Source organism: Mesorhizobium sp. M1342 (assembly GCF_040317955.1).
Classification (GTDB): Bacteria; Pseudomonadota; Alphaproteobacteria; order Rhizobiales; family Rhizobiaceae; genus Mesorhizobium.
The window spans coordinates 117,156-144,143 of record NZ_JAMYLI010000017.1 but is presented as its reverse complement, the minus strand read 5'-3'; the positions used below and the strand labels follow the sequence as shown (position 1 = coordinate 144,143).

The 26,988-nt window shown below is 63.3% G+C and carries 24 protein-coding genes and 1 tRNA gene; 16 read left to right on the top strand and 9 right to left on the bottom strand.

Features of this window, described 5'->3' with window-relative positions; translation table 11 throughout:
* Positions 1-120: 120 nt before the first annotated feature.
* The 6 genes from NKH06_RS19090 to NKH06_RS19065 are packed head-to-tail and all read left to right on the top strand — an operon-like array spanning position 121 to position 8,738.
* Positions 121-1,998, top strand: a complete 1,878-nt coding sequence (locus tag NKH06_RS19090; RefSeq protein ID WP_352864100.1) for an extracellular solute-binding protein — start codon at positions 121-123, stop codon at positions 1,996-1,998.
* Positions 1,998-3,866, top strand: coding sequence for an extracellular solute-binding protein (locus NKH06_RS19085; protein ID WP_352893686.1), 1,869 nt, complete (start codon positions 1,998-2,000; stop codon positions 3,864-3,866). Before NKH06_RS19090 ends, NKH06_RS19085 begins: the two co-directional genes overlap by 1 nt.
* 30 nt (positions 3,867-3,896) lie before the next feature.
* Positions 3,897-4,994: a microcin C ABC transporter permease YejB gene (locus NKH06_RS19080; protein ID WP_013527941.1), complete on the top strand. Its 1,098-nt coding sequence runs from the start codon at positions 3,897-3,899 to the stop codon at positions 4,992-4,994.
* Positions 4,994-6,139, top strand: a complete 1,146-nt coding sequence (locus NKH06_RS19075) for an ABC transporter permease (RefSeq protein WP_127321003.1) — start codon at positions 4,994-4,996, stop codon at positions 6,137-6,139. Before NKH06_RS19080 ends, NKH06_RS19075 begins: the two co-directional genes overlap by 1 nt.
* Entirely contained in the window at positions 6,136-7,767 is a 1,632-nt protein-coding gene (locus tag NKH06_RS19070; protein WP_352893685.1) for an ABC transporter ATP-binding protein, read from the top strand. Before NKH06_RS19075 ends, NKH06_RS19070 begins: the two co-directional genes overlap by 4 nt.
* Before the next feature lie 29 nt (positions 7,768-7,796).
* Complete coding sequence (locus NKH06_RS19065) at positions 7,797-8,738, top strand: 2-hydroxyacid dehydrogenase (RefSeq protein ID WP_127321001.1); 942 nt, start codon at positions 7,797-7,799, stop codon at positions 8,736-8,738.
* A gap of 11 nt (positions 8,739-8,749) precedes the next feature.
* On the opposite strand, the gene NKH06_RS19060 is transcribed toward NKH06_RS19065, so the two are convergent.
* From NKH06_RS19060 to NKH06_RS19050, 3 genes are all read right to left on the bottom strand, one after another.
* Positions 8,750-9,277, bottom strand: a complete 528-nt coding sequence (locus NKH06_RS19060) for a P-loop NTPase family protein (RefSeq protein WP_352610773.1) — start codon at positions 9,275-9,277, stop codon at positions 8,750-8,752.
* Positions 9,278-9,340: 63 nt separating this feature from the next.
* A complete protein-coding gene (locus tag NKH06_RS19055) occupies positions 9,341-9,703 on the bottom strand; it encodes a hypothetical protein (protein WP_023811449.1) in 363 nt (120 codons plus the stop codon).
* A 366-nt stretch (positions 9,704-10,069) separates the two neighbouring features.
* Positions 10,070-10,987, bottom strand: a complete 918-nt coding sequence (locus NKH06_RS19050) for a class I SAM-dependent DNA methyltransferase (protein ID WP_352893684.1) — start codon at positions 10,985-10,987, stop codon at positions 10,070-10,072.
* Positions 10,988-11,093: 106 nt separating this feature from the next.
* Here NKH06_RS19050 and NKH06_RS19045 point away from each other — a divergent pair, with 106 nt between their 5' ends.
* Together NKH06_RS19045 and NKH06_RS19040 are read left to right on the top strand one after the other, a co-directional pair.
* The gene (locus tag NKH06_RS19045) at positions 11,094-12,104 is read left to right on the top strand and encodes a ligase-associated DNA damage response exonuclease (RefSeq protein ID WP_352893683.1); all 1,011 of its coding nucleotides are present in this window, start codon (positions 11,094-11,096) and stop codon (positions 12,102-12,104) included.
* Between the two features lie 235 nt (positions 12,105-12,339).
* On the top strand, positions 12,340-13,941 hold the full coding sequence (locus tag NKH06_RS19040) for a cisplatin damage response ATP-dependent DNA ligase (RefSeq protein ID WP_352893682.1): 1,602 nt from the start codon (positions 12,340-12,342) through the stop codon (positions 13,939-13,941).
* 14 nt (positions 13,942-13,955) lie between these two features.
* Here NKH06_RS19040 and NKH06_RS19035 read toward each other — a convergent pair whose 3' ends face one another.
* Positions 13,956-15,095: a hypothetical protein gene (locus NKH06_RS19035; protein WP_352792484.1), complete on the bottom strand. Its 1,140-nt coding sequence runs from the start codon at positions 15,093-15,095 to the stop codon at positions 13,956-13,958.
* 330 nt (positions 15,096-15,425) lie between these two features.
* Between NKH06_RS19035 and NKH06_RS19030 the strand changes: the two genes are divergently transcribed.
* The 8 genes from NKH06_RS19030 (at position 15,426) to NKH06_RS18995 (ending at position 20,293) form a co-directional block, all read left to right on the top strand.
* A tRNA-Thr gene (locus tag NKH06_RS19030) sits at positions 15,426-15,501 on the top strand.
* A 131-nt stretch (positions 15,502-15,632) separates the two neighbouring features.
* On the top strand, positions 15,633-15,821 hold the full coding sequence (locus NKH06_RS19025) for a YodC family protein (RefSeq protein ID WP_023811455.1): 189 nt from the start codon (positions 15,633-15,635) through the stop codon (positions 15,819-15,821).
* Between the two features lie 163 nt (positions 15,822-15,984).
* On the top strand, positions 15,985-16,416 hold the full coding sequence (locus NKH06_RS19020) for an EF-hand domain-containing protein (RefSeq protein WP_352893681.1): 432 nt from the start codon (positions 15,985-15,987) through the stop codon (positions 16,414-16,416).
* Positions 16,417-16,461: 45 nt separating this feature from the next.
* Positions 16,462-17,004 carry an RNA polymerase sigma factor gene (locus NKH06_RS19015; protein ID WP_023811457.1) on the top strand — a complete coding sequence of 181 codons (543 nt, stop codon included), beginning with the start codon at positions 16,462-16,464 and terminating at the stop codon, positions 17,002-17,004.
* Between the two features lie 86 nt (positions 17,005-17,090).
* A complete protein-coding gene (locus tag NKH06_RS19010) occupies positions 17,091-17,537 on the top strand; it encodes a hypothetical protein (RefSeq protein WP_023811458.1) in 447 nt (148 codons plus the stop codon).
* A 35-nt stretch (positions 17,538-17,572) separates the two neighbouring features.
* Positions 17,573-17,995, top strand: a complete 423-nt coding sequence (locus NKH06_RS19005; protein ID WP_245273219.1) for a periplasmic heavy metal sensor — start codon at positions 17,573-17,575, stop codon at positions 17,993-17,995.
* 112 nt (positions 17,996-18,107) lie between these two features.
* Positions 18,108-18,395, top strand: a complete 288-nt coding sequence (locus NKH06_RS19000) for a GCG_CRPN prefix-to-repeats domain-containing protein (protein WP_023811460.1) — start codon at positions 18,108-18,110, stop codon at positions 18,393-18,395.
* 161 nt (positions 18,396-18,556) lie between these two features.
* The gene (locus tag NKH06_RS18995; RefSeq protein WP_245273220.1) at positions 18,557-20,293 is read left to right on the top strand and encodes a sulfatase-like hydrolase/transferase; all 1,737 of its coding nucleotides are present in this window, start codon (positions 18,557-18,559) and stop codon (positions 20,291-20,293) included.
* On the opposite strand, the gene NKH06_RS18990 is transcribed toward NKH06_RS18995, so the two are convergent.
* The 5 genes from NKH06_RS18990 to NKH06_RS18970 are packed head-to-tail and all read right to left on the bottom strand — an operon-like array spanning position 20,290 to position 26,918.
* On the bottom strand, positions 20,290-21,867 hold the full coding sequence (locus tag NKH06_RS18990; RefSeq protein WP_023811462.1) for an indolepyruvate oxidoreductase subunit beta family protein: 1,578 nt from the start codon (positions 21,865-21,867) through the stop codon (positions 20,290-20,292). The two genes, NKH06_RS18995 and NKH06_RS18990, sit on opposite strands and share 4 nt — an antisense overlap.
* Positions 21,860-24,013 (bottom strand): thiamine pyrophosphate-dependent enzyme, encoded by a 2,154-nt coding sequence (locus NKH06_RS18985; protein WP_352893679.1) that lies wholly within the window; start codon positions 24,011-24,013, stop codon positions 21,860-21,862. Before NKH06_RS18985 ends, NKH06_RS18990 begins: the two co-directional genes overlap by 8 nt.
* Positions 24,014-24,057: 44 nt before the next feature.
* Positions 24,058-24,540, bottom strand: coding sequence for a MarR family winged helix-turn-helix transcriptional regulator (locus tag NKH06_RS18980; RefSeq protein WP_023811464.1), 483 nt, complete (start codon positions 24,538-24,540; stop codon positions 24,058-24,060).
* Positions 24,540-26,111, bottom strand: a complete 1,572-nt coding sequence (locus tag NKH06_RS18975) for a phytoene desaturase family protein (RefSeq protein WP_352893677.1) — start codon at positions 26,109-26,111, stop codon at positions 24,540-24,542. Before NKH06_RS18975 ends, NKH06_RS18980 begins: the two co-directional genes overlap by 1 nt.
* A 15-nt stretch (positions 26,112-26,126) precedes the next feature.
* Positions 26,127-26,918, bottom strand: coding sequence for a cyclase family protein (locus NKH06_RS18970; protein ID WP_352893676.1), 792 nt, complete (start codon positions 26,916-26,918; stop codon positions 26,127-26,129).
* Between the last annotated feature and the right edge of the window lie 70 nt (positions 26,919-26,988).

Genomic DNA, 26,988 nt, shown 5'->3' with positions numbered 1-26,988 from the left:
TCAGCCCGGCTTTTTTGTTGGGAAAACCGCATAGGCGGCGACAAAGCCGCGCATGGCGGTTTTCACGAGCGCCAAATCATCTAGATTGCCCATGAGCGGGCATTGCGAAGAGGATAGTGCATGACGGTTGGCCGAACGCTTCTCAAGTCGTTCCTGGCGGCAGCCCTTCTGGCGGCGGGATTGCAGGCTGCCCGCGCCGACGAATGGCGCACCACCTCATCGCTGATCGGCGAGTCCAAATACGGCGCCAATTTCCAGCACTACGACTACGTCAACCCCGACGCGCCCAAGGGCGGCACGCTGAACTCGGTGGTGCCAGGTACATTCGACAGCTTCAATCCCTACGTCGTCCAGGGGTCGCCGGCTGCCGGCCTCGTCGGGTTCGGTGGCGGTCTGCTCTACGACACTCTGATGGAGCAGGCGACCGATGAAGGCAGCACCAGCCATCCGCTGATCGCCGATGCTTACAAATATCCGGCCGACTATTCCTCCGCGACCTATCGGCTCGATCCGCGCGCCAAATGGCATGACGGCCAGCCGATCACCGTCAATGACGTGATCTGGTCGTTCCAGGTGCTCAAGGCCAACAGCCCGCAATACAGCCGCTATTTCGAGAATGTTATCGATGCGGTGGCGATTTCGGATCGCGAGGTGGAGTTCCATTTCAACCAGAAGGGCAATCGCGAACTGCCCAAGATAATCGGCGACCTCGCCGTACTGCCGAAACATTGGTGGGAAGGCACCGATGCCAACGGCAAGAAACGCGACGTGACCAAGCCGACCCTGGAAATCCCGCTCGGTTCGGCGGCCTACAAGATCGCCAGCTTCAAGCCGGGCTCGGAGATCATCTGGCAGCGTGTGCCGGATTACTGGGCGGCCAAGCTGCCGGTGAAGATCGGCCGCGAGAACTTCGACACGCGGCGCTACACCTATATCCTCGACGACAACGCCGCCTGGCTCGCCTTCACCAAGGGCGGGCTGGAAGACATCAACCGCGAATACAGTTCGCGCAAATGGGCGACGGCTTACAATTTCCCGGCATTCCAGGCCGGCGATGTCATCAAGAAGGATTTTCAGACCCAGGCGCCGGAACCGATGCAGGGCTTCGTCCTCAACCAGCGGCGGCCGCTGTTCCAGGACCGGCTGGTGCGTGAAGCGCTGACCATTCCATTCGATTTCGAGAGCATGAACCGCACCCTGTTCTTCGGCTTCAACACCCGCACATCAAGCTATTTCCAGGGCACCGAACTGGCCTCGAGCGGGTTGCCGCAGGGCAAGGAGCTGGAGATCCTGGAAAAATATCGCGACAAGCTGCCGCCCGAACTTTTCACCCAGGAGTTCAAGCTGCCGGTCTATGATACGCCGCAGGCGGAACGGAAGTACCTGAAACAGGCGGTCGATCTCTTCGCCAAGGCGGGATGGGTGATCAAGGCCGGCAAGATGGTCAATGCCAAGACCGGCGCGCCGTTCAAGTTCGAAATCCTCGGCTGGAACGACACAGACCAGGTGATCGCCAGCCCCTACATCGCCAATCTGCGCAAGATCGGTATCGACGCCACTTTGCGCATCATCGACCAGACGCAGTACATCAACCGCGTCAATAATTTCGATTTCGATGTCGTGACCGGGATTCTGCAGCAGTCGGATTCGCCGGGCAACGAGCAGCGCGACTTCTGGAGCTCTAGAGCTGCCGATTCGCCCGGTTCGCGCAATCTGATGGGCATCAAGGACCCGACCGTCGACGCCCTGGTCGATCGCATTATCTTCGCGACCGATCGAGACGATCTCGTCGCCGCCACCCATGCGCTTGACCGCATCCTGCTGTGGAACTTCTATGTCTTGCCGCAATATTACCGGTCGGCGGTGTGGCTGGCCTATTGGGACAAGTTCAAATTCCCCGACAAGCAGCCTGCCTATATCGGAGCCGACATCGATTCTTGGTGGATCGACCCGGACAAGGAGAAGGCGCTGGCGGCCAAATACAAGGGTGGCAATTGATGGCGGCCCTTGCCCGCCGCGACTTTCTCGCCCTGGGCAGTGCCGCGGCAGCCGCCGCCTTGCTGCCCGGCAGGGCCTTCGCCGACATTGCGACCGGCACCAAGCTGCATGGCCTGTCGGCCTTCGGCGACCTCAAATATAAGCCCGATTTCGCGCATTTCGACTACGTCAATCCGGACGCCCCAAAGGGCGGCCAGATGAATTTCGCGCCGCCGAACTCGACCCTCAATCAGAGCTTCCTGACCTTCAACACATTGAACTCACTGGTGTTGAAGGGGGAGGCGCCGCCGCGCACCGAACTCTGTTTCGATTCGCTGATGACAAGCGCGCTCGATGAGCCGGATGCGGTCTATGGCCTGCTTGCAGAAACCGTTTCCCTGTCGCCGGACCGCAACGGCTTCCGCTTCGTGCTTCGACCGCAAGCGCGTTTCCACGACGGCTCGCCGCTGACCGCGCAGGACGTTGTCTTCGCGCTGAAGCTTTACAAAGACAAGGGCCATCCGAACCTTTCCCAGGCGTTGCGGTACATGACCGACGCGGTTGCGGTCGATCCCGCCACCGTCAACCTCACTTTCAACGGCGAACAGTCCGCGCAAAACATCCTGGCGATCGTGGGGATGCCGATCGTCTCCAAGGCGTTTTACACGGCCAATGATTTCGATGCTTCGACCATGACACCGCCGCTTGGCTCGGGTCCCTACAAGATTGGACGCGTGGCGGCCGGACAGACTGTCGAATATGACCGCGTGGCCGACTATTGGGGCCGCAATCTCCCAGTGAACCGCGGCCTCTACAATTTCGACCGCATCCGCATCGACTTCTATCTTGACCGGCAGGCGGCGTTCGAAGCCTTCAAGAAAGGCGACACGCATTTTCGCGAGGAATTCACCTCGCGGGTATGGGCGACCGGCTACGACTTTCCGGCGCTGAAGGACGGCAAGGTCGTCAAACGGGAATTTCCCGGCGAAAAAACGCCCTCCATGCAGGCTGCCGCAGTGAACCAGCGGCGACCGCAGTTCCGCGATGAGCGGGTGCGGCGGGCGATCGCCAGATGCTTCGATTTCGAATGGATGAAGCGGGCGCTGTTTTACGGCTCCTACGAGCGCTCTCATTCGAATTTCGAACGGTCGGATTACAAGGCCGAAGGCCTGCCCTCACCTGACGAATTGAACCTGCTGGAGCCGTTCCGGGCCGAGTTGCCGCCAGAGGTCTTTGGTGAAGCGGTGACGCAGCCCCTTTCCGACGGTTCGGGCCATGACCGCAAGCTGCTGGGCGAGGCTTCGAGATTGCTTGCGCAAGCCGGCTGGAAGCGTACAGGCAGTTTCGTCGTCAACGACAAAGGCGAGCGGCTGCGGGTGGAAATGCTGGCCGAAGACGACGGCATGGTTCGCATCTTCACCCCATGGTCGGAAAGTATGAAGGCGATCGGGATCGACGCCTCGATCCGGCAAGTCGATTCGGCGCAATATGAACAGCGGCAGAGCGATTTCGACTTCGACCTCATCGTGCTCGCATGGTCGATCGGGGCGACGCCGACCGACGACAGCCTGCAGATGCTCTATAATTCCCGGATGGCTAAAATCCCGGGGCAGCGCAACTATCCGGGCACGGAAAGCAAGGCCATCGACGCCCTGATCGCGGCAGCCGGCAAGGCGAAAGACCGTATAGAACTCGTCACGGCGCTCAGAGCGCTCGACCGGGTCTTGCGCGCGCGGCTCGACTGGATTCCAACATACTATCTGGCGAATCACCGCGTCGCCTATTGGGACATGTTCGGCTTTGTCGAACAGAAGCCCGATTTCGGCTTTCCGGTCGAGACGCTGTGGTGGTTCGATAAGGGCAAGGCGGCAAGAATTGGCAAAGGCTGAGATGTTCGCTCAACGAGGGCAGAAGGCCTGATGGGCGCCTATATCCTGCGCCGCATCCTTTTGATGATCCCGACGCTGTTCGGCATCATGGCGATATCCTTCGCCGTCATCCAGTTCGCCCCCGGCGGTCCGGTCGAACAGGTCATCGCCCGGCTGACCAATCAGGGCGGCAGCGACCGCCTCGGCGGCGGTGGTGGCGACGCGGGCGCTGGCGGCAATTTCGACGCCGCCGGTGACGTCAGTTCGAAATATCGCGGTGCGCAGGGGCTCGATCCGGAATTCATCAAGAAGCTGGAGAAGCAGTTCGGCTTCGACAAGCCGCCGCTCGAGCGCTTCGGCATGATGCTGTGGAACTATGCCCGCTTTGATTTCGGCGACAGCTATTTCCGTGACATTTCGGTGCTCGATCTGATCCTGGAAAAAATGCCGGTGTCGATCTCGATCGGACTGTGGATCACGCTTTTGTCCTACCTGATCTCGATCCCGCTCGGCATCCGCAAGGCGGTCAAGGACGGCACTCCCTTCGACGTCTGGACCAGCGGCGTCGTCATCGTCGGCTATGCCATCCCGGGCTTCCTGTTCGGCATCATGCTGATGGTGCTGTTTGCCGGCGGGTCTTTCTGGGACTGGTTTCCGTTGCGCGGCCTCACCTCGGACAATTGGGATCAATTGTCCTGGTGGGGAAAGATCGTCGACTATTTCTGGCATATGACCTTGCCGCTGACCGCGCTGGTGCTGTCGGCCTTCGCCACCACGACGCTGCTGACCAAGAACTCGTTCCTCGAAGAAATCCGCAAGCAGTATGTGGTGACGGCGCGGGCCAAGGGCCTGTCGGAACGGCAGGTGCTCTACGGCCACGTCTTCCGCAATGCCATGCTGATCGTCATCGCCGGCTTTCCCGGCGCCTTCATCTCGGCCTTCTTCACCGGCTCGCTGCTGATCGAGAACATCTTTTCCCTCGACGGCCTCGGCCTGCTCGGCTTCCGGTCGGTGGTCGAGCGCGACTATCCCGTGGTGTTCGCCAATCTTTACATCTTCTCGCTGCTGGGGCTGTTCGTCGGTCTCTTGTCCGACCTGCTCTACACCTGGGTCGATCCGCGCATCGATTTCGAGCGGAGAGACGTCTGATGTCGGAGGCTACAGTCCCCGTGGACGCGGCACCCGCGCGGATAAAGCGGCCGTTTCTGTCGCCGCTCAACAAGCGGCGCCTGCAGAACTTCAGAGCCAACCGGCGCGGCTACTGGTCGCTGTGGATCTTCCTCGTCCTGTTCGTGCTGTCGCTGTTTTCCGAGTTCATCGCCAACGACAAGCCGATCATCGCCTCCTACAAGGGCGAGATCCTGTTTCCGGTGCTGGTCGCCTACCCCGAGGAAAAATTCGGCGGTTTCTATGCCGTCACCGATTATCGCGACCCGGTCATCCAGGACGAGATCAACGCCAATGGCTGGATGATCTGGCCACCGGTGCGCTACTCCTATCAGACCGTCAACAACGCCATTCCGGAAGCAGCGCCGGCCAGGCCGTCGTGGCAGTATGACGCAACGAAGCGCTGCAACCAGTATCCGCAGGGTGCCGCCGACCCCGCCTGCATGGTCGGCAACTGGAATTGGCTCGGCACCGACGACCAGGCGCGCGACGTGCTGGCGCGTGTCATCTACGGCTTCCGCATTTCGGTGCTGTTCGGCCTGATCCTGACCGCCGGCTCGGCCTTGATCGGCGTCGCGGCCGGCGCCGTGCAAGGCTATTTCGGCGGCTGGACGGATCTCTTGTTCCAGCGTTTCATCGAAATCTGGTCCGCCATCCCGGTGCTCTATCTCCTGCTCATCGTCGCCGCCATCCTGCCGCCGGGCTTCTTCATCCTGCTCGGCCTGATGCTGCTGTTCTCCTGGGTGGCGCTGGTCGGCGTGGTGCGGGCCGAGTTCCTGCGCGCCCGCAATTTCGAATATGTCAACGCGGCCCGGGCGCTCGGCGTGCCCAACCGCACCATCATGTTCCGGCACCTGCTGCCCAACGCCATGGTGGCGACATTGACCTTCATGCCCTTCCTGCTCTCAGGCTCGATCTCGACGCTGACCTCGCTCGACTACCTTGGTTTCGGCCTGCCGCCCGGCTCCGCCTCGCTCGGCGAACTGCTCAAGCAGGCACAGCGGAACCTTAATGCGCCGTGGCTCGGCATCTCCGGCTTCGTCGTCATCTCGCTGATGCTGTCGCTGCTGGTCTTCGTCGGCGAGGCTACGCGCGATGCCTTCGATCCGCGCAAGACGTTCAGATGAGCGAAGCCCCCTTGCTCAGTGTACAGGACCTCAGCGTCGCCTTCAGCCAGGGCGGCAGCCAGTCGTTGGCCGTCGACCACATCTCGTTCGACATCGCCAAGGGCGAGACGGTGGCGCTGGTCGGCGAATCCGGCTCCGGCAAATCGGTCTCGGCGCTTTCGGTGCTGAAGCTGCTGCCCTATCCAAGCGCCAGCCACCCCTCGGGAAAGATCCTGTTCCAGGGCGCCGACCTGCTTGCGATGAGCGAGAAGCAGTTGCGGCAGGTGCGCGGCAACAAGATCACCATGATCTTTCAGGAGCCGATGACTTCGCTCAATCCGCTGCACACGATCGAGCAGCAGATCGTCGAGATCCTGAAGCTGCATCAGGGCATGGCCGACCGCCCGGCCAAGGAACGCACACTGGCCTTGCTCAACGAGGTCGGCATCCGCGATCCGCACAAGCGCCTCGATGCCTATCCACACCAGTTGTCCGGCGGCCAGCGTCAGCGCGTGATGATCGCCATGGCGCTGGCCAACGAGCCCGAACTTCTGATCGCCGACGAGCCGACGACGGCACTCGACGTCACCGTGCAGGCGCAGATCCTCGAACTGCTGGCCGGCTTGAAGAGCCGCAAGGGGATGTCGATGCTGTTCATCACCCATGATCTCGGCATCGTGCGCAAGATTGCCGACCGCGTCTGCGTGATGACCAAGGGCAAGATCGTCGAGACCGGGCCGACCAAGGAGATCTTCGCCAATCCGCAGCATGCCTATACGCGGCATCTGCTGGCGGCCGAGCCGAAGGGCAAGCCGCCGGCCGCCAATGCCGGTGCCAAGCCTGTCATGACCGGCAAGGACATAAAGGTCTGGTTCCCGATCAAGCAGGGCTTCTTCCGCCGCACTGTCGACAATGTGAAGGCGGTCGACGGCATCGATGTCACCGTGCGCGCCGGCCAGACGCTTGGCGTGGTCGGCGAATCCGGCTCCGGCAAGACGACGCTCGGCCTGGCGCTGGCACGCATGATCTCGTCGACCGGAACGATCCAGTTCAACGGCCGCGACATCAACCAGCTGACTTTCAACGCCATGCGGCCGCTCAGGCGCGAATTGCAGATCGTCTTCCAGGATCCGTTCGGCTCGCTCAGCCCGCGCATGTCGATCGCCGAGATCATCGAAGAAGGCCTCAAGATCCACGAGCCGAAGCTGTCGCCCGACGAGCGCGACGACAAGGTGGCCGCCGTGCTGAAGGAGGTTGGGCTAGACCCGGCGACACGCAACCGCTATCCGCACGAGTTTTCCGGCGGCCAGCGCCAGCGCGTCGCCATCGCACGCGCCATGGTGCTCAACCCGCGCTTCGTCATGCTGGACGAGCCGACATCGGCACTCGACATGAGCGTGCAGGCGCAGGTCGTCGATCTGCTGCGCAGCCTGCAGGCCAAGCACGACCTCGCCTATCTTTTCATCAGCCATGATTTGAAAGTCATCCGGGCGCTCGCCAACGACGTCATCGTCATGCGCAATGGCAGGATCGTCGAAGCCGGTCCTTCCCAGCAGATTTTTGAAAATCCGCAAACCGACTATACTCGGGCGCTGATCTCGGCCGCCTTCAAGATCGAGACGGCACCGGTCGGCATCGTCAGCGAGTGATTTGCGTAGAGAGGAACTAAAAGACCGCAATGGAAAAAGGCCGTATCCTGCTTGCCGTCACCGGCTTTCATCCGCAGCGCTGGCGCGAGCTCCTGTCGGCCGAGCGCGAGGTGGTGCTGGAGCCGGACGGCGCCAGCGACCCCTCGATCACCTATGCCGTGGTGTGGAAGCAGAAGCCGAACCTGTTGTCGTCGCTGCCCAATCTGCGCGCCATCTTCTCGATCGGCGCCGGCGTCGACCATATCTTCGCCGATCCCGGCCTGCCCGACGTGCCGATCGTCAAGGTCGTCGCCGACAACCTCACCCAGTACATGACCGAATATGTCGTCTGGCGGGTTCTCGACCATCATCGCCAGGGCCTGCTCTACCGGTCGCAGCAGCCGAAGAAGATCTGGCACGAGCCGCAGCAGAGGCCTGCCGGTGACATTTCGGTTGGCATCATGGGCCTCGGCAGTCTCGGCCGCGCCGCGGCCTCGGTGCTTTTGTCGCTCGGCTTTGCCGTCAATGGCTGGTCGCGCACCGACAAGGCCATGGAAGGCGTCGCGACCTATTCCGGCGAGGCTGGACTGATCCCCTTCCTCAAGGCGACCGACATCCTGGTGGTGCTTTTGCCGCTGACGCCGGAGACCAAGGGCATTATCAACTACGGCGTGCTGAAGGAGCTGCGGAAACGCAACGGCCTCGGCGGCTCGGTGCTGATCAATGCCGGGCGCGGCCGGCTGCAGAAGGACGCCGACATTTTACGGGCACTGGATGACGGCACGCTGAAGGAGGCAAGCCTCGACGTGTTCGAGGTCGAACCGTTGCCGAAGACCAGTCCGCTGTGGGGGCATCCAAAAGTGTTCGTGACGCCGCACGCGGCAGCGACCTCCGATCCGGTGCATCTGGCGCCGATCATGCTGCGCCAGATGGACGCCTTCGAACGCGGCGAAAAGCTCGACAATCTGGTGGATCGCAAGGCGGGATACTAGCCAGGACAGCCTCATCGGGCCAGGTCCCACTCCCGGAAGCATTTCTTGATTGCCCGCAGTGACGACAACTGGACCTTTGGCAGATCGAGTTGTTCGAACATTGCCCGGTACCGGTTGCGATTTTTCGGTGTGGCCACGGTGATATGGTGGATCATATCCCATTTGATGCTGTCGTGCCCGCCCTCCAAGGCACCGCGCCGTTCAATCTCAAACAGCGTTCGCCTGATATAGCGCAGCAGGCTTGTCGGCGTCGATATATCCAACAAGATCAATCCCGTCGCTCGCAGAAAGCGTTGGGGCATGCAAACCGAATAATTTCCATCCATCACCCAACGCTCACCGGCGATAGCGGCGTCATGCAAGGCAATGAATTCGTCCCTTGGGCGCGCTTCCCAATCCGTGTTCGGGAGATGGAAGAGTTGATCTAGATGAATAGTCGCCAGATCACGTTTGCGGGCAATCGCGTTGGCGAGGGTCGACTTGCCACTGTTGGACGGCCCCAAGATACATATGCGGTCCCCGAGCTCCGAGAGATGCATCCGATCGTGCCCTACGAGGTGGTTTGTTGCCTGCGATTCTCAACCCGTGGCGGCCTCGGATCTTTAGCCAGGCAGGGCGAGTTTCTTCTGCTTGTCCGGCTGGCCGCATTCGCGGCGATCGATCGACCGGTTCATGGCATCGATCTCGCCGCTCGCCTTGTCGGTATCGCGTTTGGCCTTGGAGCGCATGTCAGGCGTGAACGGGCCGAAGCCCATCGCCGGATTGGAGAAGGTCGGCTTGGCCTTCGTCGGAAGGTTGTATTGCTGCGCCAAGCCGTTGCGCTGCGCCAGCAACTGGTCGCAGGGCACGTTGTCATATTGCAGGGAGGACTGGACGTTCGCATCCTGCTGTTCCGACATCGAAGTGCCGCCGACGCAGCCGGCGGTCAGCAGGCAAGAGGCCAAGATCATCATGTTCCAGCGCATCGACTATGCTCCTCCTGATATCCCACCCTGATGCGAGCAGATCGCAAATATCAGTCGCGCATGCAAATCGGACTTTTTCACAGCAAGAATGTTTGCGAGGTGGCGATAGACCCCTTCGCCGGCAGCTTGCCTGCCACAACGGCAGGGCGACGAGTTCGGGGCAACGGGTTCCTTCGGAGCCTTGGCCGGCGCGTGGCTGACGGAGCATCAAACGAAAAACCCGCCTGTGCGGCGGGTGACTGGCACAAATCAGCACCATGGGCCAAAATGTACCATAGCTGAGGGCATGGTGTCAAGAAAAAATTCCTATCGCGCTGCCCGGCAAAAACGGCGGACACCGCCGAACTGGCTGTCGTCAGGTCTTTGCTAGGCGGAGTTCGGAGCCCCGGCCACAACGACCAGCCCGTTGACGTGTTCCCCGCGATCCTGCCGGATCACGGTTGGTTCCAGTGACAAGACCGAAAGCCCGTTGGCGGCCAGGACATCGCGCACATAGTGTTGCGCATGCGCGTAGCGGCGCGACGGCAGCAGCATGAAATCGCCGTCGCCAGCCAGCGTCTCCACGGAAAATGCGAACAGGCCATCCGTGACCAGCAGCCCGGCAATCGTCTTCACCACGCCGTCCAGCGCGCCGACATAGATGAAAACATCGGCCACCGTCACCAGATCGGCTTTCGGCCCGGCATAGGGAAAATCCCGCAGATCGGCCTTATCAAGGAAATCGTAGACGCCCTTGGCCCGCGCCTTCCTCAGCATCCTGGCCGAAATGTCATACCCCTCCAGCCGGTCGGCGATCGGCCGCAGCCTCTGTCCCGTCAGGCCGGTGCCGCAGCCAAGATCGAGCGCCAGCGCGACGCGGCCTGGCCTTGCCGCTCGAATGGCCTGGTCGAGCATCTCAGGCAGCCGGTACCCCAGCCTGCCGACCAGGGACTCGTCGAAGCTCTCGGCATAATGGTCGAACAGTGTCTCGACGAAGGCGCTGGGGAGCGCGTCGAGCGCCGGCGCCTTGCCGATCAATTGCAGGTTCAATGCAGCGCCTTGACGATCCGATGGATCGAGTTGCAGCGACATCGTCCAGGCCTGGGCAGCCAGATCCGGCGCGCCCGCCGCCTGCTGCATTTCGCCGAGGCGAAACCAGCCCATCGCCCATTGCGGTGTCATTTCCAGCGCGCCGAGCAGCAATTCCGCCGCTGCTGCGTGATCGCCATCCGCGTGCAGCACCTCGGCATAATCGGCACGGCGATCGGCGTTCAAGTCGCCGGACGAGGCCTGAAGCGGTTTCATGGCGATGGGTCCTGCCGGCGGATCGAGCCGGCGGTGCTCTATGCGGGAGTCAGCAGTGAGTTACAACAGGCTTCCCGCCGCGGAATTATATCCTATCTTGGGAATCATGCGCCCCAGCGACCTTCTTCATCCCCGGCCCGAGGGCCTCTATTGCCCGCCGGGCGATTTCTTCATCGACCCGGTGCGGCCGGTCAACCGGGCACTGATCACGCATGGCCATTCCGATCACGCACGTTCCGGCCACCGCTCGGTGCTGGCGACGCGGCAGACGCTCGACATTATGGGCCTGCGCTACGGCGAGAATTTCGCTGGCACGACGCAAGCGGCACAGCTCGGCGAGACAATTGCACTCAATGGCATCAGCGTCAGCTTCCATCCAGCCGGCCATGTGCTGGGCTCGGCGCAGATATTGGTCGAGCATCAGGGCACGCGCATCGTCGCTTCCGGCGACTACAAGCGGCAGAGAGACGCGACCTGCGCGCCATTCGAGCCGATCCAGTGCGATGTGTTCATCACCGAAGCGACCTTCGGCCTGCCGGTGTTTCGCCATCCTCCCGACACAGAAGAAATCGCCCGCCTGCTGAAATCGGCAGCGCAGTTCCCCGAGCGCTCGCATCTGGTCGGCGCCTATGCGTTGGGCAAGGCGCAAAGGGTGATGCGGCTGTTGCGCGACGCCGGCTACGACAGGCCGCTCTACATCCATGGCGCGCTGGCCAAGCTCAGTGAATATTACCAGAGCCAAGGCATAGACCTTGGGCAACTGGAGCCGGCAACCGTCGAAAGCGGGGGCAAGGATGATTTTACCGGCGCCATCGTCGTCGGCCCGCCATCGGCCTTCGCCGACCGCTGGGCGCGGCGCTTTCCCGATCCGATCTCGTGCTTCGCGTCAGGCTGGATGCGCATTCGCCAGCGCGCCAAGCAAGGCGGCGTCGAACTGCCGCTGATCATCTCGGACCATGCCGACTGGGATGAGCTGACCGCCACCATCAGGGAGACCGGAGCCGAGGAGATCTGGGTGACGCATGGCCGCGAGGAAGCGCTGGTGCGCTGGTGCGAGCTCGAAGGCATCGCGGCGCGACCACTGCACCTGGTGGGGTACGAGGACGAGGGCGATTGATGCTAGTTGCTGATCCACCAATCACCGGCGCCGCGATCCTTCACACCCCCCTCTGGCCTGCCGGCCATCTCCCCCGCAAGGGGGGAGATCAGATGTCACCGCCGCTTTCGCTAATCACCAACCGCGCAAGGAGAGTGCTGGCATCGAAGCTGCCAATCTCCCCCCTTGCGGGGGAGATGTCCGGCAGGACAGAGGGGGGTGTGCCGAAGTGCCAAGCCCATCCAGTAGTGTCACCATGAACCGCTTCGCCGAACTACTCGACCGCCTGGTGCTGACGCCGTCGCGCAACGGCAAGCTGACCTTGCTGACCGACTATTTCCGCACGGTAGAGGATCCCGACCGCGGGCTGGCGCTGGCTGCCATCACCGGCGATCTCCACATTGCCGCGGTCAAGCCGGCGATGCTGCGCATGCTGGTCACCGAACGCATGGATCCGGTGCTGTTCGGCTATTCCTACGACTATGTCGGCGATCTCGCCGAAACGGTGTCGCTGGTCTGGCCGCAAACGCCCGGAAACATCGCGAACCGCGAGCCGACGCTTGGCGAGGTCGTCGCCAGACTGCAGGCGGCGAGCCGCTTCGACGGACCGAAGGTGCTGGCAGGGCTGCTCGACAGCGCCGGCATCTCGGCCCGCTTTGCCATCATCAAGCTGGTCACCGGCGGCTTGCGCATCGGCGTGTCGGCGCGGCTGGCCAAACAGGCGCTGGCGGATTTCGGCAAGGTCGACATCGCCGAGATCGAAGAGCTCTGGCACGGGCTGTCGCCGCCTTACACAGCGCTGTTCGCGTGGCTGGAAGGCAAGGCCGAAAAACCCAGGAACACGGCGTTGGCATTGTTTCGACCGGTGATGCTGTCGAACCCGGTTGGCGACGGCGATCTCGAAAAGCTCGATCCGGCGGATTATGCCGCCGAATGGAAATGGGACGGCATCCGTGTCCAGGCGGTGGCCGAGGGCGGTATCCGCCGGCTCTATTCGCGCACCGGCGATGACGTTTCGGGTGCCTTTCCGGACCTCGCCGATGCCATGCATTTTTCCGCAACGCTGGACGGCGAACTGCTTGTCGGCGATCCCCGGCAGGCGACGGGAACGTTCTCGGATCTGCAGCAGCGGCTGAACCGCAAGACGGTGACACCGAAGATGCAGCAGCAATACCCGGCCTTCATGCGCTGCTACGATCTGCTCCAGGTCGGCGGCGAGGATCTGCGCGCGCTGTCGTTTCGCGAGCGGCGCGGCCGGCTGGAAGCGTTTGTCGGGACGCTCGACCCGAGCCGTTTCGATATTTCGCCATTCGTCGACTTCACGGATTGGCAAACGCTGGAGGAACTGCGCCGGGTGCCACCGCATCCGATTATCGAAGGCGTCATGCTCAAGCGCTGGGACTCAGCCTATGTCGCCGGCCGCCCGAAAGGCCCGTGGTTCAAATGGAAGCGCGATCCGCACACGGTGGACGCGGTGCTGATGTATGCCCAGCGCGGCCACGGCAAACGCTCGAGCTTCTATTCCGACTATACGTTCGGTGTCTGGACAGGTGCCGAAGGCGAGGAGGAACTGGTGCCGGTCGGCAAGGCCTATTTCGGCTTCACCGACGAGGAGTTGAAGCAGATCGACAAATATGTCCGCGACAACACGATCGAGCGTTTCGGGCCGGTGCGCTCGGTGCGGGCCGACCGCGACAACGGCCTGGTGCTGGAAGTCGCCTTCGAAGGGCTCAACCGCTCGACCCGGCACAAATCCGGCGTCGCCATGCGCTTTCCCCGCATTTCGCGGCTGCGCTGGGACAAGCCGGCCAACGAGGCCGACCGCATCGAGACGCTGCAGGCGCTGCTCGACCGCTAGACCGTTCGGCGCTCCTACGGCTCGATCGAAACGCGGATTTCGTAGATGTCCGCGGCCTTGCCCTGCTTGTCGAAGTCGGAATTGATGGCAATGGTGCCGGCCGAGCCCGGGCGCTTATCCGGAAACTGAACGTCGAACAGATATTCGTTCTGCTGCTGGCCGACCGCATAGCGCTTGCGGCCGCAGTCGCCGAGTTCGCCGAAATTGCAGTCGACCGAAATCTGCGTCTCCTTGCCTTCTTCGGAGCGGGCAATGATGTCGAACACGGCATGTTTGCCGGCCAGCTTCTCCAGCACGCCTTGTCCGACGTCGAAACTGATCGCCGAACCGGACGCGCCGGAACGGATGCGCAGGAACGAACCGGTATCGTCCTTCATCACCTCGGCCCTGGCGTCAGACGGCGCGCTAACATGGGATGCATCGGCCGGCGAAAACACATTGATCCAGTCGCGCGCCTGGTCCGCGGCGCCGGGTTTTGCCGGACCGCCGTCGGCCGGTGTGAAATCGTCGTCCTCGACGGTCGGCGGCGCCTGCGGCGGGGCGGTGTCGAGTTGCGCGGATGTCTTGAACACGCCGGTCTGCACGGCGAAGAACAGGCCGATGCCAACCGCGGCGAGCAGTGTCACGGTCAGGAAGATGGCGGTCAGCGGCAGGCGACGCCCCCTTATGCGTCGTTCATCGCGGTCGGGCGCCACTTCCGTCGTAGCGCCGGCCGAGGCCGGAACCGACATGTCGATGGCCGGAGCATCGGGAAGCGTGGCGTCCGGCATGATGTCGGGAACGACGGGCAGAACGCGCGAGCGCGGCGCATCGGCAGCGGATTGCACGGGTCCGTCGACGACGACATCGGGGGACGATGCCTGTCGGCCGGTTTCGACCGCGGGCGCCGAGTCCGCTCCGAGTTCGACCGCCGGTGCATCGCCCTGCTGGCCGACATCCGGCACCGCCGGCAGGAACTCGGATTCGATTTCGGTGATTTTCGCCTGGATTGCCTTGCGGCGCTTGATGGCGACCTCGACGGTCACACCGGGATTGGCCTGGAGCGCGCGATCGAGCGCGGCAAAAGCCGAGCGATAGACCCTCTCGCGGAACGCGCGGTCCTCGGCATTGCCTTTCTCCAAGGCGTTCCGGATCGCTTTTTCGATCGCGTCCAAGCAGGTCCCTCTGTCTTTGCCAACCTTGCCGTGATCGTTAGCCGCAGGCGACCAATCAATCAACGGGCGAGCGGCGTATTCTGCCTCGCAGAGGTGTGCAAAGTCCATTCCGGCGCTGTTCCGGCAACAAAATCAGCATGTTTCGCCGATTTCGCGCACAGGGAGCGCACGCACCGTGCGCCGCATTCCCTTGGCGATTGACTGGCGGACAAAGCGGCGGCCGGCTTTCGAGGGTGCCATGACGCCGACGCAGGAATTGCCAAGTCGCATCTTGAATTCGCGCCCGGTTGCGTCTATCACCGCCGCATCTTGGAGGCCTTGGCTTCCTGGGCCGCTTTAGCTCAGTTGGTAGAGCACCGCATTCGTAATGCGGGGGTCAGGTGTTCGAGTCACCTAAGCGGCACCATTCCTCCTCCGTTTTGTAGTCTGCCCCTTCGCGGCTGGTGCAAAGGATTGCGACGCCGGCCTGGCAGATCTGCCATTGTCGAGACCCCGGTTTGGTGTGAAACTCATGGCCTCAGCATGGGAGGTCAAAAAATGCCCAACAATTTCAAGACCGGAGACGTCGTCAGGCTGAAATCCGGAGGCCCCAGGATGACGATCAGCGATGGCGCAGCCTCGGGCATGTATCTGTGCCACTGGTTCAATCGCGAGGGCGAGGTGTGGACCCCGCAACATGCCGGGTTCAAGCCCGAACAACTGATTGCGGCCGACCAGTCGGACTAGAGTTTCTTCCATCCCGATCAGATCGAGATGGGCAGCCTCTGTTGTCCTGGGATGAACGGATCAGCACGTGCGACCGACGGATTTTCCGGGGCGCGGCGTTTAACGGTTGAAGCGCGATGGCGGCACAGTCCGTCTGCCACGCGCCAACCTGGAGACGCACAACATGATCAGTCGTTCGATATCCGTCGTTGCCTTGAGTTTGCAGACCGTTGCGGCTTTCGCCCAGGCAACGACGCCGCCTGCACCGCCAACGGCCGCGCCACTTGCCGCGCCAGGCGCTTCGGGGACCACGTCCGATATCACGCTGGCCAAATTCCAGAAGCGGCGCGAAAAGGCGATTATGGCGGCCGACACGGATGGCGACGGCAAGATCAGCCTGCTGGAATGGGAGGCCTTTCAGACGAAGCGCAACGCCAAAGGCGACGCCGCCAAATCCTTCGCGCGGATCGATTCCAACCATGACGGCTTCATCGATCGCGCCGAACTCGATGCATTCTTCGCCAGGCGCTTCGCCCGGCTGGACAAGAATGCCGACGGCATTTTAACGGCCGACGAACTGCCGGGCCACAAAACCGCTCCCAAGCAGGAACAATGACCAAGAGGCAATGACGCGCGATGAACATCGGGAGTGCGCAGACTGATGGCTGCGGATCCGGACGAGGAGCTGGTTCGCCGTGTTGGCGCCGGCGAGCCCGCAGCCGTGCAAACGCTCGTCGCGCGCAAGCTGCCACGTATACTGGCGCTTGCCGTGCGCATGCTCGGCGATGCGGCGGAGGCCGAGGATGTCGCGCAGGAAACCTTCGTGCGGATCTGGCGCCATGCCGCGAGCTGGCGGCGCGGCAATGCGCGCTTCGACAGCTGGATCCACCGGGTGACGCTCAACCTTTGCTACGACCGGCTGCGTCGCAGGCGCGAGTGGGTGACCGGCGACCTGCCGGACGTGGTCGACCCTGCGGCACTTCCCGACGCCCCTCGCCAAGAGGACGCGCTTCGGGTCGAACGGGCACTGCAAGCCATAGCGCCGCGTCAGCGCGAAGCGATCGTTCTGGTCTATTATCAGGAGATGTCCAATATCGAGGCGGCAGCGACCTTGCAGATCAGCGTCGATGCCCTGGAGAGCCTGCTTGCGCGCGGCCGGCGGTCGCTGCAGGCGATCCTGACGGGGGATGGCGCCGATGAGTAAGCACCGGGCAAGCACCAACGCACTACGGCCATTGCGCCTTGCTGGTGCCGCCTGGCGCTCGGCGCCTACGGGCAAGGAGGAGACACATGGCTGAAGGGTCCAGAAACGAAATGGATGCCAGGCGCTTTGCCGCCTTGGCCCAGGCCTATGGCGGCGACTTGCGGCGATGGCCCGAGGCTGAGCGAATGGCCGGCACGGCCTTTGCCGCGAGCGGCGCGGGCAAGGCCATCTTGAGGCAGGCCGGGACACTTGACGCGCTGCTCGACAGCTACCGCGTCGACGCCCCGGACAAGGTACTGCATAGCAGCATTCTGCAGGCTGCCGGCCGGCACCTCGGCCAGCGCCGGCGTCAGTGGTTCTGGTGGCTGGGACTTGGACTTGCCGGCATTGGTCTGGCCGGTGCCGTGGCAGGACTGGCCCTGGTGACCATCGTCACGCCGGAGGTCCAGCCGGACCATTATGTGCTGGATGCCAATGTGACGGCGTTTGGCGATGCCGGCCCGGATGCCGAGAACGGTGAGGAAAACCTATGAGCCCGCGCTGGATCCGTGGTCTGGTCATTGCTTCCGTGGTGCTGAACGTCTTTCTTGCAGGCGCATTTGCCGGCGGTGCGGTCTGGCTGAGAAATGCCAAAGCGGGCGCGGGTGTCTCGCTGGAATCGGCTGGCCGACAGCTTCCCAACCAGGACCGCAAGGCGTTCCGCCTGGCGCTGCGCCAGGTTCGCGTGGAGTCCCGGCAGATCATTCTAGATGGCCAGCAGGCGAGGCAGGAGGCAGCGGACCTGTTGCAGCAGCCTGTCATGGACAAGGCCGCCTTGTCCGCCGCGCTGGAGCGGGCACGCAATGCCGATGTGACGGTGCGCAGCCGGCTTGAACAGGCCATTGTCGACTTCGCGGCGAACACGTCACACGAAAACCGGAGCGTGCTGGCACAGGCATTGCTGCGCCATATGGAACGCCGCGCCGCCGTTGCGCCGAAAAAATCGCCATGACGACCGACGGAAAAGGCCGGAGACGCCGTTTAACGATGCGAAGGGACGAGCCTGCCCGATCGCACCATGCAGGGCGGCCATCTTCAAACTCGAAAGCACTCGGAGTCCAATTATGAGTCGCCTGAAAAACTACGCAGCAGCCGCTATGCTGGCCCTCAGCGGAACGGTCGTGACAGCCACCGCGTCCAGCGCAATGCCCATCGTGTCCGTTGCCCAGCCGGCCGCCCAGGCATCGGTCGAGCATGTCCGCTGGGGCTGCGGCATCGGCTGGCATCCGAACAGATGGGGACGTTGCGTGCCGAGCGGCGTCGTCATCGTGCGCCCGCGCTACCACTACTGGCACGCTCCGGTCCACGTCTGGCATCCGCACCATCGCTGGCATCGCTGGCACCACTACTGATCGAAGCACGGTAGGGCCAGGCGCTTGTGAAACCTGGTCCCGCCGTTGCGGACAGCGCGATCCCCGGAATTAAGGTTAAATTCACTATACATTTGTTCTCAGCCCACGAATAATCGAAGAGTTTCCCGAAACTATGCTCAGGCATATTCATGGGAAAATCTGTGGCTCAGCTTCAAATCCTTGGGCGGGTGCTCTGTCATCCGCTGACGCTGGTCGTGGTCAGCCTAGCCGGTGTCTTCGCCGCCGGACGGGCCGAGCACGAATGGCTGTCGGTGCCGTTCTCGCTGGCGCTGGTGGCTGCCCTTGCCGGACTTCTCTTCCTGGCTTCGGGGCGCCTTGTCTTTTCCGTCTATCTCGCCTGGATGGGCATCGCTTTCATCACAGTGGTGTCAGCGATCAAATTCAGGATGAAGGGGTTTTCGCTGCACTTCTACGACACGGTCTTCGTGTCGAAGGATCCGGAAGTGTACCGCTTCCTGCTCGGCTCCTACCTCCATCTGATCGCGCCGGTCGTTGTTGCCCTGGTGCTCGGCATTACGGCGGCGGTGCTTCTGTTCCGGATCGATCGAAAAATCGGCTGGCCGGTATCGGCACGCGTCCTGGTCATGGCGGCGCTCGTCGTTCTGGTGCCGCTGACCTTTCCGGCCGAGGCCTCGAAGGACCGTTATTTCTACTACATGCAGGGCCGGCACATGTCGGCCTTCTTCGTTTCGCTGCTGGATTTGCACAACCTCGTTGTTGAATCGGGCTTCGAAAAGCGGCTGCAAGCCGTCGCGCCACAGCCGCCTTTTGCCGACACGGTCGATTGCGGCGACCGGGCTGATCTTCCCGACGTCTTTTTCGTGCTCAGCGAAAGCCAATCCGATCCCGGCTATTTTCCGCAGGTCGGCAATGGCGCGGGATTCCTGCAGAGATTCGCACCCAAAGCCGGCACGCCGCATCCGATGCAGGTCGAGACATTTGGCGGCGGCACCTGGATCACCAATCTGTCGCTGATGACCGGCCTGTCGGCCACCGATTTCGGCTGGCGAAGCCCCTATCTGACCATCACCCTGCAGGACAAGGTCGCCGGAGCCTTGCCAGAGGTGCTGGCGCGCTGCGGCTATCGAACTGTCGTGATGACGCCGATGGACTTTTCATTCGTCAATGAAGGGCCGTTCCTGCAATCGATCGGTTTCGAGACCGTGCTCGACATCAAGGACATTGCCGCGCCCTTCTATCATCTGCGCGACAACTTCTACTATCGCGCAGCCGAGGCGTTCATCGCCCGGCACCGCAAGGAAGACGGCCGGCCGCTGTTCCTCGAAATCCAGACCATGTTTCCGCATTCACCCTATGAGGGGCGGATGGAGCCCGAGCTGAAGGTCGAGGGCGAGCCTTTCTCGGGCGATTTCCAGGCCAATGAGTATCTGCGCCGGATGGCGGTAGCGCGCGGCGATTTCCAGCATTTCCTCGACAAGAGGGAAGCGGATGCCGGTGAACGCGGCGCCGTGGTGCTCGAGTTCGGCGATCACCAGTCGTCGGCGACCAAGCCGTTCGTCGACGCGATCGCCGGGGACGACGCCTTGGCGACCCCTGGCTCGCTTGCCTACCGCACCTTCTACACGCTCACCACCTTCAACCATCCTTTGCGCCATCCGATGCCTGACCTGGCGCCGCTCGACGTCGGCTTCCTCAGCGCAAGCCTGCTCGACGCCGCCGGCCTGCCGATGTCGCCTGTCATGGCCGATCTCGTGCGCCTGCGGGACCATTGCGGCGGCAGGTTCCATGGTTGTCAGGATCGGGCCGAAGTGGATGCGCATTTGCGACGGCGCGTCGATTCAGGCCTGTTGCATCTGTTCCCGGAGGCGGTGCCGTTGCGTGGGCTGGTGCCGGTCCAATCTGTGGACGCCCGCTAGATCGTATCCGGCCCCAGCGTCGCCACGGTCTTCAGCGCGCCGTCGAGCATGTCGCCCTTCTCGTCCTTCAGTGCCATCTCGCGCAGGCGGCGGATCCAGTCGGCGGCGTCCGCTCGGCCCTTGACCAGATCGAGCGCCGACAGCACCCGGTCGAATTTCGATTGGGCACGAACATGGGTGTCGCTGTAGCCCTTGATCAACCGGCGGCAGTTGAGGATTTCGACAGCCAGCGCATAATCCTGGGGCACATGGTCGAGCGCCAGCGTGTACCAGCGATCGAGATGCGCGATCTCGACCTTGTGACGCAGCAGGCTGCGGCGCCACCGGCGCAGGCCGCCGATGAACCAGAGCGCTGCAAAGCCGGCGAAACTGTCGGTGCGGATGCGGCGGCCGTGGTTGATGCGACGATCGAGAAAGGCGGCGAGCTTCGGCAGGCTTTCGATGTAGCTGCCCAGACCCGCCGGCAACGTGCCGCAGAATTCCTCGATGCGCGGATGGAAATACTCGGTCACCTGCAGGATCGAGCCGTCCTTGACGCCGACCTCACGGCGCACGCGTTTGTCGCGCGTCGAGCGCGTCTTGAGATCGGCGACGCGGATCATGTCGTCGTAGCATAGCGCGTTGGCCAGATGCTTGGCGGCAGCGATCGACAGGCCATAGCCGCGATCCGGCCCGTCCAACGCGACGGCCTCGTCCAGCCAGTCGAGATACTCGCGCCCGTAAGCGATGTCCTGATAGTCGACGACCTTTCTCAAGCCCCGAAGTGCCATGTCGCGTACGGCCACCGGCAACAGGTCGATGCGGGCAGCCAAGGTCTGCCAGCCCTGCAGCAGGTTTTGCGGGCCACTCACCTGTCCTGTGCCCAGGGCAGATTCGACTATCGCGGGCTCGGCCGGCTTCGGCGCCGGTGCTGCCGTGCCGCGCGCGCGGTCAAACGCAGCGCCGAAGGCAGCGAGGCTGGCCTTGACGCCCCGGCCGCCGGCACCGATCGCCTGTTCGTAGCTCTCGCGGGTGAAGGGCAGCGCATCGGACCCCGCCAGCGCGCCAAGCAGGCTGGCCGAGATCATCGAACCATTGTCGGCGGCGATCTTTTCCATGTCGAAAGCGATGAAGCGCTTCGATGCTGCTTCCGCCGTCGCATGAACCTTGGAGGACGAGGCCCGGCCATCGCCCGGCTCGATCTTTTCCGACACGGCGGCGATGCGGTGCGAGGAGGCGATCAGCGTCGTCCGCTCGGGCGTGACGAAGCCGCGAATGATGGCACGGCCGGCTTCCATCAATTCGGCGGCGATCAGGATGTCGACGTCGCCCTGCGACGGCGACAGCGCGAAGACCGGCAGCCGGCCGGTGTCGCGGGCCATCTCCACATAGTAAATGGTGGCGCCAGTACGCTGGGCGACGCCGGCGACCGAGGTCGATTGCGCAACAAAGCCGTTGCGCTCGGCGACATCGGTGATCCAGTCGGCGAGCACGCCACCGCCCTGGCCGCCGACCGCCAGCACGGCGAGCTTGATGACACGCTCGCTATCCTGAGCGCCGGCGCGGGCGCGAAGTGGGGGGACGGCGTCAAGCATCGGCGAAGGTCAGGCGCCGGCTTTCGCGGCGGCGCTGCAACAGGCTGATGGTGGCACGGCGCGCGGCTTCCAGGAAGCGATCCCAGCGGCTCGGATTGTGCACGACGTCGGCGCGATAGAAGGACGGGCACAGCACCGCCGCATCGGCGACCTCGCCGCAATTGCCGCAGCCGACGCAGCTCTGGTCGATATGCGCCACCGGATCGTCGCGCAACGGGTCGTCGAGCGACTTCACCGACAGCGACGGGCAGCCGGACAGACGCATGCAGGCATGGTCGCCGGTGCAGATATCCTCGTCGACACCGAACTTCGGTTTCACGACACGGGTCCCGCCCTTGATCGCCTTGTCGACCAGCGGCTTTTCGCGGCGCTGCCGGTTGAGCATGCATTCGGACGAGGCGACAATGACCTTCGGCCCTTTCTCTTCCGTCGTCAGCGCCTCACGCAGCGTGTCCTGCATCCTGGTCACATCATAGGTACGGTCGACATGGCGCAACCATTTGACGCCCATGCCTTTCACCGCCTCGGTGATCGGGTGCTTCGTCGACTTGGTCTTGTTGCCCGCGCGCGATGACAGGATGTCCTGCCCGCCGGTCGCAGCCGAATAGAAATTGTCGACGATGACGATGACGCCGTCGTTCTTGTTGAACACCGCATTGCCGATCGAGGAGGTCAGGCCGTTGTGCCAGAAGCCGCCATCGCCGACGAAGGAGATCGAGCGGCGCTTGGCATCCGGCGAATTGAACGCCGAGGCCGAGGCGGGCCCCAGCCCGTAGCCCATGGTGGTGGCGCCGAGTTCGAAGGGCGGCATGATCGAGAAGAGGTGGCAACCGATGTCGGAGGCGATGTGATGTTTGCCGAGTTCCTGCTCGACCAGTTTTGTCGCGGCAAAGATCGGCCGTTCCGGGCAGCCGATGCAGAAACCGGGCGGTCGTCCTGGAACGACGTTGATCAGGTCGGCTGCGTCGACGCCATCGCCGACCTTGTTGGGCGCCCGCACTTCGCCGGGCAGCAGATGCGGCGCCTCGGCGCGCAGGAAGGCGCCGATGCCGTCGAGCATGACCTGGCCGGTGTATTCGCCGGCCATCGGCAGATGTTCCTTGCCGACCAGCCTGGTGCCGCGACCGGCCTTGTGCAGCATCGAAGCGAAGGCCTGCTCGATATAGTTGGGCTGGCCCTCCTCGACGACCAGCACCGACTGCTTGCCCTCGCAGAACGACAGGAACTCGTCATCGATCAGCGGATATACGGCGTTGAGTACATAAAGCGGCACATCGGTGTCGCCATAAATATCGGCGAGGCCGAGCCGCTGCAGCGCGCGGATGACCGAATTGTACATGCCGCCCTGCATGACGATGCCGACCGAGCCATGATCCGAGCCGAAGAATTCGTTGATCTTGTTCTTGCGGATGAAATCGACCGCCGCCGGCCAGCGCTTCTGCACCTTCTCCTTCTCATGCAGGAAGGACGCGGGCGGCAGCACGATGCGGCCGGTGTCGCGGCGGGGCGCGTCGAGCGCATCGGCGACCGTCATCGGCGGCCGCTTGTTGTCCTTGGCGATGAAATGGCCATGCACGTGGCAGCAGCGGATACGCACCTGCAGCATGACCGGCGTGTTGGAAATCTCCGACAGTTCGAAACCGTCCTCCACCGACTTGACGATCGACGGCAGGTTGGGGCGCGGGTCGAGCAGCCAGACTTGACTTTTCATGGCGAAGGCATGGCTGCGCTCCTGCATGATCGAGGAGCCTTCGCCATAGTCCTCGCCGACGATGATCAGCGCGCCGCCGGTGACGCCGCCGGAGGCGAGGTTGGCCAGCGCGTCGGAGGCGACATTGGTGCCGACCGTCGACTTGAAGGTCGCCGCACCACGGATCGGGTAATGCACCGAGGCGGCCAGCATGGCGGTGGCGGTGGCTTCGGAGGCGCTGGCCTCGAAATGCACGCCGAGCTCGCCCAGAATGTCCTGTGCGTCGGCCAGCACGTCCATCAGATGGCTGATCGGCGCGCCCTGGTAGCCGCCGACATAGCCGACGCCGCATTGCAGCAGCGCTTTAGTGATGGCGAGGATGCCTTCGCCGGCAAATTCCTCGCCGGCACCCAGCCGAAGCTTTTCGACTTCCTTGGCAAAAGAGCGTTCGGCCATTTTTTTCTCCTTCCGGTACCGCCCGAGGCTGGCGACGCGTAGGTCTAGATGTCGTGCTTGCGAATGTTCTTCAGCATCTTCAAAAGCGTGGCGATAAGTGCGGAATATTCGGCGTCGTCGATGTCGTCGAACATCGCCTCGAACGCGTCATGCATGGCCGGCCAGGCGCGCGCGAACTCGGCGCGGCCGTCGTCGGTCAGGAACACGTGGCGGATGCGGCTGTCGGTGACGCCCTGTTCGCGTCGTACCAGGCCCTGGCCCTCCAGCGAGTCGAGCGTCCGGCTCAAGGTCGACTGCTCGATGACCGTATAGACCGAGAGGTCGTTGACGGTGATGCCGTCGGTGACCGACAGCACGGCCAGCGTGCGCACCTGCGGAATGGTCAGGCCCTGCTTGCGGAAATCGTCGCGCAAGGTGGCGTTATAGCGGCCCATGATGCGGTTCATCAGATAGGGCGCGAATTGCTGCAGGCCGATCTGCCCCAGGGTCGAAATGCGCTGGCGCTTCTCAGTGACCTTCTCTTCCATCACAGCCTCCCCGCAAGGAGAAAGCCGGAGCCGCTGCCAAGGCCGGCACCCGGATGGGTCGAGGCGCCGATATGGTAGAGGCCCTTGATGCCGGTCTGATGGTTGCGGCTGCTCTTGAACGGCCGCCACAGGAACGACTGGTCGATGGTCGAGGAACCGCCATAGGGGTCGCCGCCGACCAGATTGATGTTCATCGCTTCGAGGTCAGCGGGCGAATAGGCGCGACGCGCAATGACGCTATCTCTGAAGCCGTCGATATGGCCGGCGAGGATGGCCTCGGCGCGATCGGCATAGGCTTCGCGTAGCGCAACGGTCCACTGCCCGTCTGCCGGTGCCTGCAGCTTGCCGGCTGCGTCACCCTTGATGTGGCGAGGCGCCTCGGGCAGTTGCAGCCACAGGATCGCCTTGCCTTCGGGGCAGCGCGACGGATCGAGCGCATGCGGCTGGCCGGCACAGATGGTCGGCACCTCCGGCAGCATGCCGCGCGCCGCCTCGTTGCAGGCTTTCGAGACGCCATCCAGTCCCGGCGTCAGATGCAGCAGCGCCACCTTGTCCAGGCCTTCGCCCCGCCATGCGGGCGGTTTGTCCAAGGCGTAGTGGATCTGGAAATTGCCTTTGCCATAACGGTACTTTTGCGTCGCCTCGACATCGGCTTTGGGTGCATCCGCGCCAAGCAGCCTGCCATAGAGCTGCGTCGGTGTAACCGAGCAGATGACGCCCTTGTTGGCCGTGATTGTCTCGCCCGAGGCCAGTCGCACGCCGGTCGCGCGGCCATTGCTTTGAACGATCGAAGCGACATCGGCGCCGGTGCGGATGTCGCCGCCGCGTTCCCGGATCAAAGCCTCGAAGGCCGCCAGCAGGTTTTTTGCCCCGCCCTTGACGATCGGCGCGCCCGCCGCCTCAAGCGCGAAGGCGATAACCCTGGCGATCTGGCCGGAAAAGGCGTCTTCGGGGCCGAGCCCGGCATGCAGCACCCAGGGCGCCCACAGCGCGCGGATGGTTTCGGACCGGTAGGTGTTTTCCAGCCAGCCGCGCGCCGGCACCAGTGCCTCGCCGAGAAAGGCGGCAAGACCGCGCGGGCCGCGCCGCCAGCCATCGCCGGCCAGCAGCTTGGCGGTCGGATAGGACCACAGGCTGCCGCCGAGCAAGCCGAACAGCAGGCCGGCATTGCGCTCGATGCCGCCGACATCATCCGCGTGCCGGTCACCGTCGCCTGCCGCGATCGCATTGAGGGCCGCGACGTTGGCAGCGCGGTCGGTGCGCAGCACGGCGTGGCTGCCGTCCGGCCGCAGCACGCCGGTCGGCGTGCCCGTGTGGCAGAACTCCAGCCCGTGCCGTGCAAGGTCGGCGCCCAGCGCCGCAAAGGCCGGCGAGGTGATGAACAGCACGAAGGTCGTCGCCATCACATCATGGATGAAGCCGGGCGCGGTGATCTCCTCGGTGCGCATGCAACCGCCAATGCGGTCGTTGCGCTCCAGGATGAGCACACGCGCCCCTTTGCCGCCGAGCATCGCCGCGCAGACCAGCGCGTTGATGCCGCTGCCGACGATGATGTGATCCGGCTGGGTCACGGCAAACGCTTTCGCTTAGCCCTTCGACACCAGCGCCAGCGCGCGGATCGGGCTGCCGGTGCCGTGCTCGATCTTGAGCGGCGCCGCGATCAGGATGGCGCCCTTTGGCGGCAGCTGGTCGAGGTTGCAAAGGCTGGCGAGGCCATAGCGGTTGGCTTTGTGCATCAGCGTGTGCGCCGGGAATGGCGGCTCCATGCCACCGGCTTTGCCGGCATCGGTGCCGATCGTCTCCGAGCCCCAGCCCTTGTTGTCCTTGCTGATCAGGAACTGGATGGCTTCGGCCGTCGGGCCGGGCGTGTGCGGGCCGGTCTCGTTGGCGTTGAGGAACTCGGCTTCCGAGCCGTTGCGCTTGTACCAGTCGGTGCGCATCACCACCCATTCGCCGGCATTGATCGCGCCATGCTTGGCTTCCCAGGCCTTGATGTGGTCGACGGTGAGCAGGAAATCAGGGTCGCCGGCGGCTTCCTTCGAACAGTCGATGACATTGACCGGGCCGACGAAGTTCTGCGCCGGAATGGTGTCGGTGGCGCCGTCCGGATAATCCTTGCCGGAGATCCAGTGCTGCGGCGCATCGAAATGTGTGCCCGAATGCTCGCCGAGCTTCAGCCAGTTCCAGGCCCACCACGGACCGTTCTTGTCGTAACGGGAGATGTTGTGGATCTCGACCTTCGGCGTGTCGACGGCGAGTTCCGGCGGCAGCTTGATCAACGGCGTGTCCGGCCCGAGCGGCGCCGACAGGTCGACCACCTTGATGGCGCCTGAAAGAAGCTGGCCGGCGACCTCGCCGAGGAGTTTTTGCGTGTCCATGGTCTGAAGTTCCCTCTTTCGTGTGATGATCAAGGCTCGTCTCGGCCCTTAATATCCTACTAGACGAAAA